Annotated in this window: 17 protein-coding genes, 1 tRNA gene and 1 pseudogene; 12 read left to right on the forward strand and 7 right to left on the reverse strand. The window is 59.8% G+C overall.

All coding sequences use genetic code 11. From position 1 onward, the window contains the following. Positions 1-269 precede the first annotated feature (269 nt). Positions 270-345, forward strand: a tRNA-Lys gene (locus tag U9R81_RS01530). A 35-nt stretch (positions 346-380) separates the two neighbouring features. Here U9R81_RS01530 and U9R81_RS01535 read toward each other — a convergent pair. Further along, complete coding sequence (locus tag U9R81_RS01535) at positions 381-1,862, reverse strand: DUF333 domain-containing protein (protein WP_322493781.1); 1,482 nt, start codon at positions 1,860-1,862, stop codon at positions 381-383. A 194-nt stretch (positions 1,863-2,056) separates the two neighbouring features. Between U9R81_RS01535 and U9R81_RS01540 the strand changes: the two genes are divergently transcribed. The 9 genes from U9R81_RS01540 (at position 2,057) to U9R81_RS01580 (ending at position 10,652) form a co-directional block, all read left to right on the forward strand. After that, positions 2,057-3,298 carry a class I SAM-dependent RNA methyltransferase gene (locus U9R81_RS01540; protein ID WP_322493782.1) on the forward strand — a complete coding sequence of 414 codons (1,242 nt, stop codon included), beginning with the start codon at positions 2,057-2,059 and terminating at the stop codon, positions 3,296-3,298. Positions 3,299-3,698: 400 nt separating this feature from the next. Beyond that, the gene (locus U9R81_RS01545) at positions 3,699-4,223 is read left to right on the forward strand and encodes a Rab family GTPase (RefSeq protein WP_322493783.1); all 525 of its coding nucleotides are present in this window, start codon (positions 3,699-3,701) and stop codon (positions 4,221-4,223) included. After that, a complete protein-coding gene (locus tag U9R81_RS01550) occupies positions 4,216-4,917 on the forward strand; it encodes a hypothetical protein (protein ID WP_322493784.1) in 702 nt (233 codons plus the stop codon). The genes U9R81_RS01545 and U9R81_RS01550 overlap by 8 nt, the downstream gene beginning before the upstream one ends. Before the next feature lie 9 nt (positions 4,918-4,926). Continuing rightward, the gene (locus U9R81_RS01555; protein ID WP_322493785.1) at positions 4,927-6,225 is read left to right on the forward strand and encodes an SH3 domain-containing protein; all 1,299 of its coding nucleotides are present in this window, start codon (positions 4,927-4,929) and stop codon (positions 6,223-6,225) included. A 17-nt stretch (positions 6,226-6,242) separates the two neighbouring features. Beyond that, complete coding sequence (locus U9R81_RS01560; RefSeq protein WP_322493786.1) at positions 6,243-7,868, forward strand: hybrid sensor histidine kinase/response regulator; 1,626 nt, start codon at positions 6,243-6,245, stop codon at positions 7,866-7,868. Positions 7,869-8,487: 619 nt separating this feature from the next. Then, on the forward strand, positions 8,488-9,177 hold the full coding sequence (locus U9R81_RS01565; protein WP_322493787.1) for a Crp/Fnr family transcriptional regulator: 690 nt from the start codon (positions 8,488-8,490) through the stop codon (positions 9,175-9,177). Between the two features lie 270 nt (positions 9,178-9,447). Next, positions 9,448-9,759, forward strand: a complete 312-nt coding sequence (locus U9R81_RS01570) for a hypothetical protein (RefSeq protein ID WP_322493788.1) — start codon at positions 9,448-9,450, stop codon at positions 9,757-9,759. Next, positions 9,738-9,899, forward strand: coding sequence for a hypothetical protein (locus U9R81_RS01575; protein ID WP_322493789.1), 162 nt, complete (start codon positions 9,738-9,740; stop codon positions 9,897-9,899). Before U9R81_RS01570 ends, U9R81_RS01575 begins: the two co-directional genes overlap by 22 nt. Positions 9,900-9,926: 27 nt before the next feature. After that, positions 9,927-10,652: a class I SAM-dependent methyltransferase gene (locus U9R81_RS01580; RefSeq protein ID WP_322493790.1), complete on the forward strand. Its 726-nt coding sequence runs from the start codon at positions 9,927-9,929 to the stop codon at positions 10,650-10,652. A 7-nt stretch (positions 10,653-10,659) separates the two neighbouring features. On the opposite strand, the gene U9R81_RS01585 is transcribed toward U9R81_RS01580, so the two are convergent. Genes U9R81_RS01585 through U9R81_RS01600 form a run of 4 tightly spaced genes read right to left on the reverse strand, consistent with a single transcriptional unit; the run spans position 10,660 to position 13,129 of the window. Then, positions 10,660-11,661: a tetratricopeptide repeat protein gene (locus U9R81_RS01585; RefSeq protein WP_322493791.1), complete on the reverse strand. Its 1,002-nt coding sequence runs from the start codon at positions 11,659-11,661 to the stop codon at positions 10,660-10,662. Beyond that, the gene (locus U9R81_RS01590; protein ID WP_322493792.1) at positions 11,553-12,305 is read right to left on the reverse strand and encodes a tetratricopeptide repeat protein; all 753 of its coding nucleotides are present in this window, start codon (positions 12,303-12,305) and stop codon (positions 11,553-11,555) included. Before U9R81_RS01590 ends, U9R81_RS01585 begins: the two co-directional genes overlap by 109 nt. A 9-nt stretch (positions 12,306-12,314) precedes the next feature. Continuing rightward, positions 12,315-12,740: a hypothetical protein gene (locus U9R81_RS01595; RefSeq protein ID WP_322493793.1), complete on the reverse strand. Its 426-nt coding sequence runs from the start codon at positions 12,738-12,740 to the stop codon at positions 12,315-12,317. Further along, positions 12,734-13,129 carry a hypothetical protein gene (locus U9R81_RS01600; protein WP_322493794.1) on the reverse strand — a complete coding sequence of 132 codons (396 nt, stop codon included), beginning with the start codon at positions 13,127-13,129 and terminating at the stop codon, positions 12,734-12,736. The genes U9R81_RS01595 and U9R81_RS01600 overlap by 7 nt, the downstream gene beginning before the upstream one ends. A 12-nt stretch (positions 13,130-13,141) precedes the next feature. On the opposite strand from U9R81_RS01600, the gene dapB reads away from it, so the two are divergent. Both dapB and U9R81_RS01610 read left to right on the forward strand, forming a co-directional pair. Beyond that, on the forward strand, positions 13,142-13,945 hold the full coding sequence (dapB, locus tag U9R81_RS01605) for a 4-hydroxy-tetrahydrodipicolinate reductase (RefSeq protein ID WP_322493795.1): 804 nt from the start codon (positions 13,142-13,144) through the stop codon (positions 13,943-13,945). Positions 13,946-14,458: 513 nt separating this feature from the next. Continuing rightward, complete coding sequence (locus U9R81_RS01610; RefSeq protein ID WP_322493796.1) at positions 14,459-15,535, forward strand: restriction endonuclease; 1,077 nt, start codon at positions 14,459-14,461, stop codon at positions 15,533-15,535. 39 nt (positions 15,536-15,574) lie between these two features. Here the strand turns inward: U9R81_RS01610 and kynU are convergent, their stop codons facing one another. Continuing rightward, positions 15,575-16,843, reverse strand: coding sequence for a kynureninase (gene kynU, locus U9R81_RS01615; RefSeq protein ID WP_322493797.1), 1,269 nt, complete (start codon positions 16,841-16,843; stop codon positions 15,575-15,577). Positions 16,844-16,946: 103 nt separating this feature from the next. Next, positions 16,947-17,241 (reverse strand): annotated as a pseudogene (locus tag U9R81_RS01620) (polysaccharide deacetylase); the annotation flags it as partial.

Genomic DNA, 17,241 nt, shown 5'->3' on the forward strand with positions numbered 1-17,241 from the left:
CCAGCCACACCCATACCGGCGCACGCCGGCGGCGCCGGCGCAGGGGCCGGCGCGTCCGTGGCCGGCGCGGTTCATCGGGGGACAGCTCATCGCTGGGTGGCGATTCACGTTGCGCCGCCCGCCGGCGGTAGATCGGGCCGTATTCTTGATAGTAGCGATTACTCGGCATAGCAATGCAGCGAACCTGTCATGGACACCTCTCACATTGTACAAAACCTCGCCGGTTACGACAAGTTGACAATTTTGGCAGGTTGTTGTATATTCTCAGCGGGCCTCTAGCTCAATTGGCAGAGCAGTTGACTCTTAATCAATCGGTTGTGGGTTCGAGTCCCACGGGGCCCACCACTACACCACCGGCGCAAGCGCCGGTGGTGTTCGTTTTACCGCCCTGCCCACCACGCTGCGGTTTCAGCAAATAACCGGTCATCAGGGGCCAATGCCGCCGCCCGCTTCAGATCATCACCGATCGCCGGGTCAGCCGGATCGGCCAAAAACTTGCCCCAAGCTTGGATGAAATAGATCGCAGCCCAATCAGGCGCCACTGCCAGCGCCCGTTCCGTTTCGTCGCGCAGATAGGCGCTCAGCTCTGACTGCCAGCCATCAGCCACCGTACCGGCAAGCAACGGCGATGCAGGATTGAAAATATCGCTTGGCGCATAGCTACGCATCAGCTCAACCGCACCGGCATAATCGCCGTAGAAGACATAGTTCAATAACGGATAGGCACTAGTTGCTATTGCGTCACGCTGCGCATCGTGGATCAACTGGATCAGGCGCTGGTTCCAGCGCAACGAGCCGGCTGCGGTTGGCGGATCGGCGGCGCCGGCCTGCGCCACCGCCGCGTTAATTGCCGCCAGCGCATCTGACCACAAATCGGCTTGGGCAAACGCAACCGCCTGCCGGTTGAGATCAGCGAACGGCGCCGTTTGATCGGCAGTGAGATCGCTGATCGCTAGCGCAACCAACCTGTCGTTTTGCCATGTGTAGACCTGATAAAAGGGGTAATACACGCCACAGGCATAGCAGAAGACGTATGGATCAGAGCGATCGAGCACGACTTCATTCATGCCATCGCCATTCAGATCTTCAATCCGGCCCACGCCGGGACTCGGCGAAGAGGCGGCCAATTCGCGTTGCAACGCTTGGCCGTCGAAACGAAACAGATAATAACCACCACCATGCGCTCCCATCCCGCCCTCGACCTGAATCCATACCTCGCCGGGGACAATCGTGACCTGCCGCACATCGCCGAGATAATCGATCTCGGCATCGGGACTGGCGAGCGTGACGCGGTCGAGTTCGCGCCAGCTTCCGCCGGCCTCCTCATAGATCGCGATCACATGCGGGACGAGTGGGTTCAGGTCAAAATTACGCATCTCGCTGCTGTACACTACCCACAGGCGGCGATCATCGGTCGTGCGCAACGGCTGCGCCACGAACTGCGCGAAGGCGTTCGCCGGCAATGATGCCCACATCGCCGCAAACACTTCGCTCAGCGGATCGGCGGCGGCTTCGGTAGGAGTGACCTGCGGCAGATCATACCGCTCGCCGGGTCGGCACTCGCCGCGGAAGAAGGCCCATTCTTCGCACACCGTGCCATCGCTAAACCGGCACACCCCAATCTGGCCGCTCTCGGTAGATTGGATCTCAAGCTGGCCAGCCTGTTCGATACAGTAGGTTGAGGCAGGGTTTGCGAGACCGGCGACCGGAGTAGCAGTCGGCGGACGCTGCGGCGATGTCTGAACGGCTGTGGCGGCTGGAGTGGGTGATACGGCAGTAGGTTGACTGCATCCGGCGACAAACACACTCAGCGCGATCACGAGGCTGAAGAGGCCCCGGTTCAGAAGTGATGATGAACGCATACGACACCTGTGGATACAGTTGGTTGGAGTACGCTAGCAGCATTATAGACCCTCAACAATTGTGATAGCGTTACAGAGCATTAAGGCTCTCGCATATAGAATGAAGATTCAATCCAGCAAACCACAAGGGCATCCGTTATAATACCCGCGCGCTGCCGCCGGCAACTGACCGGCAGGATTCGCGGCGAGCAGGTATGGATGAGGTTATCGAACTCGACATTGACGGGATCGCGCAGGGTGGCGACGGCGTTGGCCGGCTCGACAAGCTAGTGGTGTTTGTGAGCGGAGCGTTACCGGGAGAGCGGGTGCGCGCGCTGGTGCGCGAGCGCCATCCGCGTTTTCTGCGCGCAACGGTGAGCGAGGTGTTGCACGCTGCACCGGATCGGGTGGCGCCGCTGATCAGCCCCGGCGATCACGTGCCATGGCAACACATTGCGTATCCAGCGCAAGTGCGCTATAAAGCGGCCATTGTCGCCGAACAGATCAATAAATTTCTGCCCGGCGTTGCAGTGCCGATCCAGCCGGTGATCGCAGCGCCGCAGCCGTGGGGTTATCGCAACAGCGCCCGCCTGCACGCCGATGGCGCAGCGTTAGGCTACCACGCCGCCAGCGCCAAGACGGTGGTTGATCTGGCCGATGATCCACTCTTATTGCCGGCCTTGCGCGCAGCGCTGGCCGGGTTGCGCCAACTGCCCTTTGCCGGCCTCATCAATGAGGTACTCTTACGGGCTAGTGCGACGTACGGCTACGCTGCCGCCCGGATTGATCCCGCCCCCGGCGCTGATCGCACCGCGTTGGCCCGGTTGGCCGCAGCGTGGATGGCCGTCACGCCGGTGTTAGCCGGGGTCACGCTCGGCGACGAACCACTGGTGGGGGCTGATGCGATCTATGACGAATTAGGCGGGGTAGTCTTCCGGCTGAGTCTCAGCAGCTTCTTTCAGGTCAATCACGCCCAAGCCGAGCGCATGGTCGAGGTGGTACGCGCGGCGTTAGCGCCGCACGGCGGACGCTTGCTCGACGCCTACAGCGGCGTGGGGAGTTTTGCCTTGCCATTGGCCGCTGCGTATGACGAAGTGGTGGCAGTGGAAGCGTACCAACCTGCGGTAGAGGATGGCCGCCAGAGCGCTGCCGCTAATCAGATAACAAACGTGCAATATATTGCCGGCGCTGCCGAGCGGGTGGTAGGACGCTTGCCCGGCCCATTTCAGGCCGCAATCCTCGACCCGCCGCGGCGCGGGTGTCATCCGGCGCTGATTGGGGCGATCATTGCGCACAAACCCGAACGAATCGTCTACATTTCGTGCCATCCCGGCCTAATCGGGCGCGATCTGGCCCCATTAGCGACTGCCGGTTATCATCTTATTCTGGTGCAGCCGATTGATCTCTTCCCGCAAACCCCGCATATCGAGACGATCATTGTGCTTCATCGTGCATAATCTACGATGACTAGTAGAACATATTGTCAAAACATGTTATTTCTGTGCGGTTACGATACACTGCAAAATTTTCATCTAAGAAGCTAGAACTGTTTTCAGTTTATTGGCAATCTTGCATGAAGAACCGCCCTTATTTACAATAGAAGTATAGTAACCTTCTTCGCAAAGCAGCCATGGTTTAACCTTTTTAACAAAATGTATGCCGTATCAACCCACAAATAAACGAACACGCCTATGTTCAAAGAATAGAGCGATATTGACCTTGCCTCAAAATCACGCCACCCGCAATGAGAGTAAAGCGCACGCCATTGCTACAATACAGTAAGAGAGTCGTGTTATACTACAGGCAAGATCCATGGGTGGAAATAGATTGGAACTGTCTTCACCAATAGCAGGCGCCGTGAATCGACTTACTGCGAAAATCTGTTTGCTGGGAGAATTTTCTGTCGGCAAAACTAGCCTGATCCGCCGCTTCGTTGAAGGCATCTTCGACGAGCGGTATCTGAGCACGTTGGGCGTGAAGATTAGCCGCCACAAGCTACAGGTCGACCAGCTTGAGATGGATCTGATTATTTGGGACACCACCGGCGGCGAGCGGTTCGATCAAATCGTGCAGAACTATTATCGCGGCTCAGCCGGAGCGCTGCTCGTCTGCGATCTCACTCGCCCTGACACCCTGCCAATTCTTAGCGAATACGCCACCGCATTTCATCGCGCTAGTCCCGCGACGCCATTAGTTATTGCGGCAAATAAAGCCGACTTAACCGCTCAACGGCGCATTGCCGACGAAGACATTGACGCAGTAGCGGCGACGATCTCGGCTGAGTGGCTCTGCACCAGTGCGCGAACTGGTGAAGGGGTACAGGAAGCGTTCCACATGCTGGGACGCCGGATCGGACAACAGAAGGGCAGATGCTATGAATGACGCCAACGGGACGAATTCTCCCGAAGAGGCCGAAGAGCTAGAACGGGTGCGGCAGATTATTTTAGGTTCGGGCGCGCGCCAACCGCGCCAAGCCGAAGTCGATCGGTTGCGCGATATCATCTTCGGACCGCAGATGGAGGAATATGCGCGCGCATTTAGCGACCTGCGTCGCCAAATCGAACACCTCAACGACGATGTGCGCCAACTGCAAGACCGGCTGAGCGAGGTTGAGAAGGCGATGTTGCGCCGGTTTGATGCGCTTGATGTCGAGACGCGCCGGCTGAATGACGAGCTACGGCGCGAGGTTGAACGGGCGCGGGCGCGCGAGTCGATCTTGCAGCAGGTTGCGGCGCAAGTGCGCCAACACGAAGCGGCGTTGAACGGGTTGGGCGATGGGGTGAGCGAGCTGCGGCGGGTGCAGAGTCACCACGACCTTGAGATTCGTTCGGGCCGCGCGAACCTCGCTGAGACCCGCGATCTACTTGAGCAGCGCACCCAAACCTTGCGCCGCGAATTGCGCAGCGCCGAAGACACACTCCGCACCGAGCTGCGCCGCATCGCCGACCGGCTCGATAATCAGAAGACCGATCGCAAGGCGCTAGCCAGTATGTTGATCGAAATCGCAACCCGGTTGGAAACCGGCAGTCCGGTGGCTGGCTTGCTCGAAGGCCTCTCTTCGGCGAAGGATGAATAATAGGCGATTATGGCTACCGAACCGCAGGCGCATCGGGAGATCGAAGAGCTGCGGCGTGTGTTGCTGAAGCCGGAAGCGCTGGTCGACAAGATCAGTCCGGTGATCGCTGACATCTTGGCCGAGCAGATCCATACGTCGAAAGACGAGATTGCCCGCGCACTGGCGCCGGCGATCGGTGAAGCTATTCGCCAGCAGGTCTACAAGGCGCGCGAAGATATTATTGACGCGCTTTACCCAGTGATTGGCGCAATGATCGCGCGCGCCGCCACCGAAGCTATCCGCGATTTGGCCGCTCAGATTGATACCCGCATCCGCACCGGCCCAAGGCTGATGCTCGATCCCGGTTACTGGAAGGCGCGCGCGCAAGGCGTGTCAGCCGGCGAGTATGCGCTGCGCAGCCAGCTCCCCTTTTCGGTGCAGGAAGTCTTCCTGATCCAGCGCGACTCTGGGTTGCTGATCTGCCATATCGCTGCTTCCGGCACGCCGGCGAGCGACCGTGATTTAGTGAGCGGGATGCTGACGGCGATTCGCGATTTTGCCCGCGATGCGCTCGGCGAAGGCGATGAACTCGGCGCGATTAGCTATGAGTCGCGCCAGATTGTGATTGCCAGCGGCAGCGCCACATACCTCGCCGCAGTGATCACCGGCGTTGAACCAAGCGGCTTTCGCGAACAGTTGCGCCAAACACTGGTCGCGATCCACGAAGGGCGTTACGACCGGCTCCGCGCGTTTTCCGGCGATGATGATAGTTTGGTAGCCGAAGCTGAGGCGATTATTCGCCAACAAATCCCGTTAGCGACAGCCCAACTGGACAAACCCAAACCGGCTAATTCCTTCTCACAGCGCGCCATTATTGCCTTGCTGCTCTTGATTGCACTGTCACCGATCTTTTTCTGCGGCTGGTGGGTGATCAGCGTGGAAGCGCGGATGGCGGCCTTGTTTGCGCCGACGGCCACCCCAACCGCTACCCCGACGCCGACGGCCACCCCAACCGCTACCCCGACGCCGACGGCTACCCCAACCGCTACCCCGACGCCGACAGCGACGCCGATTCCCTACGATGGTGTGATGACGGGGAATGTCTATCTCTACAGCTTCCCCGATGAGGCCAGCGAGCGTAGTCCGATCGTCGCGCCGCGCAATGCGCCGGTGGTTGTCTTAGCCCAATATGGCGATTGGTATCAGGTGCGCGTCGATGTGCGGATTGATCAACGTCCGGTGCAACTGATTGGATGGGTGCCATCACGGTGGGTAGGCTTGGTGCGACCGATCCCGCCAGCAATCGTGACACCATTCCCACGGCCTTGAGAGGAGAGTGCTGCGCTATGACTCTGACGGTTGAACAACAGGTACTCATTGAAACCGGCAGCGCCTACCTCATCGCCGGTCCTGATCTGCGAGTCCAGCATGCCGGTGGCTTATTAGCGCTGGTTGGCGGCGAACCGCCGATCGGCGTTCACCTGATCGAGCTGCTGCCAGAACTGTTCGGCAACGAGCAGGCGCTGGTCGAGATACTCAGCGGAGATCGCGACCGGCTGAGCTTGCCGTTGATCAACCGTCAATTGCCCGATGGTTCGGTGCTCTATCTCGATCTGCTGACAGTGCCGCTGATGGATGAGCGGGGCAAGATTACCGGTCTCATTCAGATCATTACCGATACGACCCACCGCAGCGTCTCAGAACGGCTGCTCGCCCAACGCCGCAACGAATTGCAATTGCTCAAAGACCGCATCCAGCGCCAGAACGTCGAGCTGGCCCGCATCAACGCCGGCTTGCTGCGCGTCACTAAACTGAAAGACGAGTTTTTGGCCAGCATGAGCCACGAGGTGCGCACGCCGCTCACCGCGATCCTCGGCCTCGTTGATGTGCTGCGCGCGCAATTGGTCGGCCCATTGAGCGATGAGCAAATGGGTGCGATTAATGGCATCAAGCAGGGCGGCCAGCATCTGTTGGCGCTGATTAACGATTATCTCGATATTGCCAAAATCGAAGCCGGACGGCTTGAATTAGATATCGGCCCCGTCTCGGTGCAAGATGTCTGCTATTCGCTGCGCCCGATGGTAGCCGATATGGCCCGGCGGGCCAAACTCGAACTGATCTATGATCTGGATCCCTCGGTGCAAGTGATCTTGGCTGATGCGCGCCGCTTGCGCCAGATTTTGATCAATCTGCTCTCGAATGCGATCAAGTTTACTCCCGCCGGCGGCAAAGTGGGCTTAGAGGTGCGCGGCGAGCCGGAGCGGGGTGCAGTGCGTTTTACCGTCTGGGATACCGGCATTGGTATCGCCCCTGAAGATGCCGCTCGCTTGTTTGAACCGTTCCAGCAGATCGAAAACGAACGCCAACAAGAAGTAACCGGCAGCGGCCTCGGTTTGGCGCTGGTCTCGAAGTTGACCCGCTTGCACGGCGGCAGCGTGAGTCTTGAAAGTGAAGTCGGCGTTGGCAGCCGGTTCCACATCTTGCTACCATGGGAACCGGACGAGCAGCAGCGCTTGTTGGAATGGTTCGCTGATGAGCGGCAAAAAGAGCGCGAAGCTGACGTGCCGAACGATTTGCCGTCCGCTTCGCCACTCGCCGGTGATCGGCCCTTGCTGATGGTTGAAGACGACGTAGCCACCGCATCGCTCTTTGCCCAGTACCTGACGCGCTGCGGCTACCGGGTTGTGCATGTCGAGTCGGGCGAAGAGGCGTTAGCTTACGTGCAGGGCGAACTGCCGTGTCTGGTGCTGCTTGATGTGCGGATGCGCACGATGGATGGCATCGAAGTGATGCGCCATCTCCGCACTGATGTGGCTACCCGCGACCTTCCAATTTTGGTGTTGACGGCGTTGGCAATGCCGGGTGACCGCGAACGCTGTCTGGCCGCCGGCGCTGACGATTATCTGGCGAAACCGGTGCGGCTCCGCCAACTGGCCGAGCGAATTGGGGCGCTGCTTGAGCAGAAGGGGTAAGCCCCGTCTCGCTCGCTAGCGCGGGAGCGGGGAGTAGGGAATGGGGCGGAGGAAGGTAGTAAGTATCCTTCCTCTGCCCCAATTTCAGCCCTTTGTGCCTTTGCGTTGAGCATGCCCACGTAAAGGGCCGGGCTAGGGCTATGAAGCTCGCTACACGGGCTGATGGCCTGCTTGGGGCGGGTTCAAGGGCGGACAGTATACAATGAGAAATACAGTTTATGGCTTTGAGATGAACTGTTTCACCCTCACCCCCAGCCCCTCTCCCACTGGCGCGGGAGAGGGGAGCAGATCTCAGCTTTGAGGCATTGCACAACGATTAACAGTTGTACTCCACCAAATTTCTGTCCGCCCCTCAAATAGGGCGGAAGCGAGGGTGGCGGAAAGATACTCTCCCTTCCCTGCCCCATTGCCACCCCTTTGCGCCTTTGCGATCAGGGAACCCGGCCCTAAAGGGCCGGGCTATCTTTACGAAGCCCGCTGCGCGGGCTGATGGCCTGCTTGGGACGGGAGCGAGAGAGGGGGAATAGGGAATGTTGTTGATAAGCCGATAAGTATGCTACGATATTAGAGAGTAGTGAATGACCCTGATCCACAGCTTCGCGTCTCAGCGTTAACCAATATGCTCCAAGCACACGAACTGCGGCTAGCCAGTGAGATATTGCCTTTTCTGCGCGATCCAACGGCGGCGATTGCCCGCGATTTCACGGCGCAGGCGACGCTGTTGCGCTTGCCGGCGGGAACAACCATCTTTGCCGAAGGCGATGAGTGCAGCGCGTTTGCGGTGCTGGCTGGCGGGCAGGTGCGCGTGTTTAAGATTGGCGAAACCGGACGCGAAATCACCCTCTACCGCTTTGGCCGCGGTGAAAGCTGCATCCTCACCACCAGTTGCGTGCTCAGCCAGCGCAACTTCCCGGCGATTGCCACCGTCGAGCGCGATGCCTCCGCTTTTGTGGTGGGCCAAACGACCTTCCGCGATTGGATCGATCGCTACAGTCCGTGGCGCGATTACGTGTTTCAATTGCTCTCGCAACGGCTGGCTACCGTGATGGCGATTGTTGATGAGATCGCCTTCCGCCGGGTTGATGTACGGTTGGCCGAGTTTTTGCTGCGCCACGCCCAAGGTGACCCGCCGACCGTTAGCGCCACTCACCAGCAGATTGCTGCTGAACTGGGCACCTCGCGCGAAGTGGTGAGCCGGATTTTGGCCGATTTTAGCGACGACGGTCTGATCAGCAGCGGGCGCGGCCAGATTGTCGTGCGCAATGCCGCCGGCCTGCGCCAGCGCGGTGAGCTGCGGTTAGGGGTGTGAGGCGCGTCTGCCCGCTCTGTGCAGTGTAGCCAGTTTGGAATGCGGCAGTTTGCCGACTCCGTAGCAGGCGCTCAGGGACGCTAAATGGCCTCACCAGCAGCGGGCGCGGCCAGATTGTCGTGCGCAACCCCGCCGGCCTGTGCCAGCGCAGTGAGCTGCGGTTAGGGGTGTGAGGCGCGTCTGCCCGCTCTATGAAGCGTAGCCGTTCCCCATCGCATGGAATGCGGCAGTCAAACTGCCGCTTACCATAACTTAGATGGAAAGAACCTTATGCGCCAGCCGGCTATCATCACGTTTCTGGTTATGGCTGCCGTCTTCTTCGGCGGGGCAATTGGCGGGTTGGCATTGACCAGCGCGCTGGCGCCTGACTCTCACCTCTTGCGCTGGTTTGGCTTGGGCGCATTGCCGCTAGCTTTCGTTACCGGGGCTTTTCTCCGATTAGCGATTGCCTTTGGTCGCGGACTCGTGCATACATTCCGCCGGCGCAAACTACCCGCCTTTGCCGGCGATCAGGCCATCTGCCGGGAGCGGCGGCCTTTGTGTTTACCTCAACCGGGATCATGGCGCTGTTTGGGGTGCTGATCGCGAGTGCGCCCAACCGGTTCGGTTTTTGGCCAACCCTTACGCTTTGTATCGGTAGGGGAGCCGGCTACGGTCTGATCTGCCAGTATTTGGCCCGTCACGGCTATCTGCCGGTGTACGATCTGGAGTCAGAACGCTAGTGCGGCGAACACAAGAAGGAAACCTTCGTGAACCAACCACCACCAGAACCGATCGCCCAACAGGCGTATGACCTGCTGGCCGAAGCATACGCCGAACAAGTGGCGACCAAACCGCATAATGCCTATTACGAACGCCCGGCGACCCTCTCGCTGCTACCTGATGTGCAAGGCAAGCGCGTGCTCGATGCCGGTTGCGGGCCGGGTATCTACAGCGAACTGCTGCTTGAGCGCGGCGCAGCGGTGGTGGCGCTTGACGCGAATGCCACGATGGTGCGGCTAGCGCAACAGCGGCTTCAGGGCCGGGCGCAGGTGCTACAAGCCGATCTTGGCCAACCGCTCACGTTTCTGCCAGACGATTCATTTGATCTGGTGATCAGCCCGCTCGTGCTTGATTATGTGGCTGACTGGGAGCAGGCCTTCGCCGAATTTCACCGCATCTTGCGGCAGGGCGGCCATTTCATCTTCTCGATAGAACATCCACAGACTAAATTCCTCCAGCACCGCGCCACCAGCACCTACTTTGCCATCGAGCAGGTAGCATGCGAATGGCATGGTTTTGGCATCACGGTGCAGATGCCCTCATACCGCCGAGCGCTCAGCGCCGTGATCAACCCGCTGATCAAAGCTGGGTTCACGCTGGAGCAGATTCTCGAACCGTTGCCCACCCCTGACTTTGCCGCAAAAGACCCCGAACATTACGCCGAATTGATACGCGAACCGGGGTTTCTCTGCGTGCGCGCGGTCAAGGGGTGAGGTTGCCCTATAGATTTCCTCCCGCCGCCTGCCGGGCAGCGCGGGTGTAGGGATGATCCGGCCCCAACACGGCGATATAGATCGCAATGGCGCGCGCCATGTAATCACGCGCCACCGCTTGATCGCCAAGCGCGGCGGACACCTGCCCCATGCGCAGCAGGCTGCGGGCGGTATAGGGATGGCGTTCGCCTAAGCGCAGTTGATGGCAACGCAGCGCCTCGGTCGCCAACAGGCGCGCTTGTGGCAGCCGCCCATTGGCCAGATAGAGCATCCCGATATGGCTGAGGGTATTGGCCGTGTCAGGATGCAGCTCTCCAAAGATACGCCGTCTGATCCGCCATGCGGTGCGGAAACAGCGGTAGGCAGCCGCGTTATCACCTAACGACAGGCGCAGCAAACCCAACCGGTTGAGGTCGCGCGCCACATACCAGTGTTCAGACCCGACCATCCGCCGGTGAATATCGAGCGCCTCGGCCAACTGGCGTTGCACCTGCGCCTTATCGCCCATATCAAACGCCAAGATGCCGAGATTGCCGAGCACATTGGCGGTATACGGATGTTCACGACCAACCGTGGCCTCTATCATCGCTAAAGCGGTTTCTAACTCGACCGACGCCTGCGCATACCGGCCCTGACAGTAGTACACCCGCCCAATATGGTTGCGGGTCATCCCGATATAACTTGACGTCGCATAGATTTCTTGTCGAATAGCCAGCGCCCGGCGCAGATATTCCAGCGCCAGATCGGAGTCGGCGCGAACGCGGTGGAGATAGCCCAAATTGTTGATCGCCATCGCCTGCAATGAACGGTTCGGCTGCGGTTGCGCGTCCCAAATCGCCACGGCGCGTTGGGCGTAAGGCAACGCCGCGTCAAACTCGCCCAACACACCGAGCAAAAAACTCAGATGGTTATACAGTTCGGCGGCCTGCGGGATCTCAGGGCCAAACACACGGCTCCGGATCGCCAGCGCCTGTTCGTAGTAGCGGTGCGCAGCCGGATAATCACACATGCGCTGGGCCCTTCACCGGCGTACAACAAACTTGTTGCCGTATCGGGATGATCCGGCCCTAGCCAACGTAAGCGGATCGCCAACGCCTGCTCGTGATAGTGATATGCGCGAGGATAATCACCCAGCCAATCAAGCAGCAGGGCGTGGTAGTGCAAATTAGCGCTGGCCAGCAGCGAATCGGTGCCAAAGAGACGCTGGCGCAGTTCGAGCGAATGCTGATTGTAAGACAGTGCGGCATCGAATTGTTCAATCTCGCCCAAATGGTGGCTCAGCTCGAAGGCCAACGCTGCGGCCAGCGCATCACCGTGCGGCAGTGCGGTCTGCGTCACCAGCCGCAGATGGATTTGCAGTCGCAGCAAGGCCGGCACATCGCAAGCGTCATTCAGCCGGCGCACGTGCGTTAGCAACGCGGCTTCGGCAGCAATCTGCGCCTCACGAGCATCGGCAAGCCGGCGGAGAAAAGCGACCACAAGCCGGTGCAAGCGTACCATAGCCATCCCTGCATCAACCGGCAAGAGCAGACCGGTATCGAGCATCCGTTGCACGGCGGCCTGAAACCGCATCTGCTCGACTGAACTACGCAGCATCGCGCGCAGCAAGTCCAGCAGGATTGGTTCGCCGGGGGCAAACCACGCCGCCGCCAACAACAACCGCTAGGCCAATCCCTCAACTGGATCGCGACGATCTAATCGATCAACACTCAGCGCGACAATCTGTTCAAAATGATTGAGATGGCCGGTCGGCGCCGGCAAAGATCGTCCGCGCGGCCCCTGACCGCGCAAGGACGGATGGGGCGGAGATTGTTCATGTCCGGCAAGGCTCTGGCGCAGGTCAGCAAGATATTGAGCCGGTGTCACCGTATCGATCCCGCTCGACAGGTAGCTCCCGGCCAAATGCAACGCCGACGGCAAATCATCGAGTTCGGCTGCGATCGCAAGCAACGCCTCATTATGGCGCTGGCCGAGCTGGCAATGCTTCCGCAGCAACTCGACACTCTGGGCACGGCTGAGCAAGCCAAGCGGCAATAGCGCCAACCCAGCCCGCTGACTCCACAAATGGCGGCGACTCGTGACTAACACCCGGAACCGCCCCGTTGCGGCAACCAACGATAGAGCAACGACTCATCCTCACAGCTATCAAAGATGAGGAGGCGCGCCGTATCTTCGGCCCACGCTTGCGTGACCAGCCGCACCTGATCATCAAGGGTCAAACGCTCAAAATGGGGATGCAGATTCATCACCGTCCCGCACAGCGCCACCTCACCCGGCGCCGCTTCAGCGCTCGCCAAACTCAGCCAAAAAACGCCGCCGGGAAAAAAGCGGCCAAAGCGATAGGCAAACTCTATCGCCAACTGGGTCTTGCCGACACCACACTGGGCGAGTGCGGCTGGAGATTGCCTCCGCTCAACGCCGCCAGCCAGTTCTGATACAATCAACGCACTAATCACGACGATGACTCCCTTCCCCATTGGAGGTCTCCCATGCCCATTCATGTCTGTTTAGCCGGCGCGACCGGTTGGGCAGGTTCGGCGCTAGCCCGTGCCATTGCCACGACGGATGATATTGTACTGAGCGCCGCAGTGGCCCGGCGCGCCGTTCGCCAGCGGTTGGGTGCGGTGTTGGGCGAGCCGCGGCTCGATTGTCTGGTCTACGCCACCGCCGCCGAGGCGCTAGCCCAGCCGTGCGATGTCTTCTTTGAGTACACTAAGCCTGATATGGCCAAAGCCAATGTGCTGGCGGCGCTGGATCGCGGCTGCCACGTAGTCATCGGCACGTCAGGGTTGAGTGACGACGATTACGCTGAGATTGCGGCGGCGGCGCAGGCGGCTGGAAGAGGCGTACTGGCAGTGGGTAATTTTGCTCTCACCGCAGTGTTGTTGCAGAAGTTTGCCGAGGTTGCCGCCCGCTACATCGACCAGTGGGAGATCATCGACTATGCCCGCGATACTAAACCCGACTCGCCGAGCGGCACGGCCCGCGAGCTAGCTGCGCGACTGGGCCGCATCCGGGCCGCCGAACTGACCGTGCCGCTTGAGGCGATGACAGGCGTGCCAGCAGCGCGCGGCGCGCGCCTCAACGGGATGCAGGTGCATTCAGTGCGCTTGCCGGGGTACTCCATCGCGCTTGAGGTGGTGTTTGGTATGCCCGACCAACGCCTGACTATTCGCCACGACGCCGGCGCCAGCGCCGAGCCTTACGTAGCCGGCGCGCTGCTGGCCATCCGCCGGGTAGGCGGGTTGGTTGGCCTGCATCGCGGGTTGGATAGCGTATTGGAGCTGGGATGAGTGATCACGCAACGGTGTGATATGCACCTTGCCCCGGTAGTTCAAGGGCGGACAGAACGGATAAGCATCGACACGGTTGATGGCGTTGGGATGCGCTAGTTTGCCCCACCCCCAGCCCCTCCCCCGCTGGGGGAGGGGTAATGGGGAGTGCAGCACGGGGCTTTATGGTGTCGCACAGCGAGCCAAGATTGTAATCGATCAAATGGTCGGTCCGCCCCTCAAGTCCCGGTGGGGGGTTGGTATTACCGCAGCGGACGTAGAGGAGGTTCGGCAATTCCGTTGACTTGCCTGCGCTCGGTTTATGTTACCGTAGCGGAACGCAGCGGATTGGGTAGGTGGAAGGTTGCGGTGAATCGATCTCTTTTAAGCGCGAATGGCAGGCCAATGTAGAATGGTAACAGCCGTATGATATACCTTAGTTGTACCGAATGGTAGCGCATGCTTAAAACGGGCAAAATCCTTGATTATATGTTAAAATAGACACTAACTTCGCTTCTATAAACTTTATTAACGATGAACTTCCTCGACACCGCGTATCACGTGTTACAAGCAGCCGGCGAACCACTCCACTACAACGAGATTGCCCGGCGCGCGCTTGAGCAGAAACTGATAAATACCGAAGGCCAAACCCCCGAAGCGACGATGGGGTCGCGCCTCTACGTCGATACCCAATCGCCCGATTCGCGGTTTCGCCGGGTAGGCCGGGGCGTATTTGCGCTCGCCACCGCAGTGCAGTATCCGATTGCTAGCCAGATCAACGAATTGAACCAAGCGATGCGCGCGCAATTACGCCAACGTTTACCCGCTATGCGGCCCGATCGCTTTGAGGCGCTGATCGGCGAATTGCTGATTGCCTTAGGATTTGCCGAAGATACGATCCACGTCACCAACTATTGCAAAGACGGCGGAGTAGATGTGCGCGGCGTGCTCAAAGCCGGCGCTATTGCTGAAAGCAAAGTGGCTGTGCAGGTCAAGCGGTGGAAAAGTAATGTACAGGTCTCAACCGTGCGGGAATTGCGCGGTTCGTTGGCGGTCGATGAACAAGGGGTGATCATTACCACCAGCGACTTCACTCCTGAAGCGAAAGCAGAAGCACAAGCGTTATCCAAGACACGGATTAGTCTAGTAAATGGCGAGCAACTGCTTGATCTGCTGATCCAGCATCAGCTCGGCGTCAAGATTGAGACGCTCACCATCTTATCGCTCGATGAGGAATGGTGGGGCGATATTGCCGGCGTAGAGAGCAATGGCCCCAAGCAGCCGGCGTCATCAACCACGAAACCTGTACCGCCACCGTCGCCACCTCCGAATCCTGTGCCGCCGTTGCCAATATCACGCGGCGGCACGGTGGCCCAAATGTTAATCGAAGCGGCTGAGCGCGCTATCCGCGAGGGCCGGATTGATGTGTATACCCGGATCGAAACCGGCCACTCGCGCTATTTAATCAACCAAGAGCCAATTCATAAAAATGGCCGTGAATTCTTCAGCCCGCGCCAATTGTCAAATGGTCTGTACATCGAAACCCACGCCAGCAAAGACTACGCTAGCAGGCAAATTCAATTATTGAACGCAAGGAGGAAGGAGCAGTAGGGGTAGTAGGGGCAGAGTGCCGCTCTGCCCCTACTGCCCCTACGTCACCGCTGGCCGGTTATCGCGGTATTTGAGATACCGTTGCTCGACCACGGCTTGCGCCATACGCTCGACCGCGGTGTGGATGTCGCGGAAGCTGGTGTAGATCGGGGCAATGCCGAGCCGGATATTATCGGGGGCGCGAAAGTCGGGCAACACCCCCAGCTCGTTGATCAGGGCGAGATCGATGCCCAACCCTTCCGGGTGGCCGAGCGAGATGTGCGAGCCGCGCCGGGACGGATCGCGCGGCGAGTTGAGGGTATACCCCAGCGGGGCCAATCGCTGCTGCCACAACTCGATCAGATACCCCGTCTGCGCGATCGATTTGGCCCGCAGCCGGTCGATCCCGGCGGCCAGCAACAAGTCTACCCCCGGCTCGATCAGCGCTAGCGACACCACCGGCGGCGTGCCGGTGAGAAAGCGGCGCAAGCCGGGGGCCGGTTCGTAATCGAGATCGAAGTTAAACAGGTTGCGCTGCCCCATCCAGCCGGCAATCGGGTTGATCAGTTGCTCTTGCAGATCACGCCGGATGTAGAGAAACGCCGGCGCCCCCGGCCCGCCGTTGAGGTATTTGTAGCAGCAGCCAATCGCCAAATCCGCCCCGCTCGCGGTGAGGTTGATCGGGACAGCGCCGACCGAATGGCTCAAATCCCACAACACCAATGCCCCCACCGCGTGGGCAGCGGCGGTCAGGGCCGGCATGTCGTAGAGGAAACCGCTCTTGAAGGCGACATGCGAGAGGGTAAGCAAGGCGGTGTTGTGGTCGAGCAAGCCGAGAATTGTTTCGACCGGGCCATGGATGCCGTCGCTGGAATAAGCCATGGCGATTTCGTGCCGCCCGCCGAGCAGATCGGCTACTCCCTGCAAGATATACAGGTCAGAGGGGAAGTTGAGGTCATCGCTAATGATCCGTTCGCGTCCGGGACGAGCGCGCAAGGCAGCGATCACCAGTTTGAACAGATTGACCGACGTGCTGTCAGCGACGATCACCTCATCTGGTTCAGCGCCGATCAGGCGTGCAATCTTCGCCCCAATCCGCTCCGGCAGTTCAAACCATCCCTCATTCCAACCGCGAATCAGGCGCGTGCCCCATTGCCGGCGCACTAAATCGGCGGCCAGATCCGCCGTCGCGCGCGGCAACCGTCCAAGCGAATTGCCATCGAGGTAGATCAGGTCGGGTTCGTCATTGACAAACTCCTGCCGCAACCCGGCCAGATCATCGGTGGCATCGAGCTGATCGGCGTAGGTGGCATCGAGCGGGATGGTCATCGTCGTTCCTTTCTAGAGCGGTTAGGGCGCACCGGAGTGTAGGGCACGCTTGCCGGGTGCGCTTTGCGCTTGGATCATGAATAGCCGCCCTCTTATGCGGTGCTCACGGCGCCGGGGTTGGGAAGAGGGTTGGCACCGGAATGCGGATCGGGTCGAGCAACAGCGGTGGGGTTGGGGTTGCCACCGGCGTAGGCGCCACATCGCTGCCCGGCACAATCAGCACTTGGCTAACCAGCACAATCAGCACGAGGCTAGCGATAATCAGCGCCACCAATTGCGGTTGCAGACGGAATTGGCGGGTCAGGTCTTGCAGCCGCTTGATCGGCGCACCCACACTCGTGCCGGTCGGCGCGAACCGTGGCCGCGGCGCGGTGGTGGTCTGGCGCAGCGGGCGCACT

The sequence above is a fragment of the Chloroflexus sp. genome (assembly GCF_034435895.1).
Lineage (GTDB): Bacteria > Chloroflexota > Chloroflexia > Chloroflexales > Chloroflexaceae > Chloroflexus.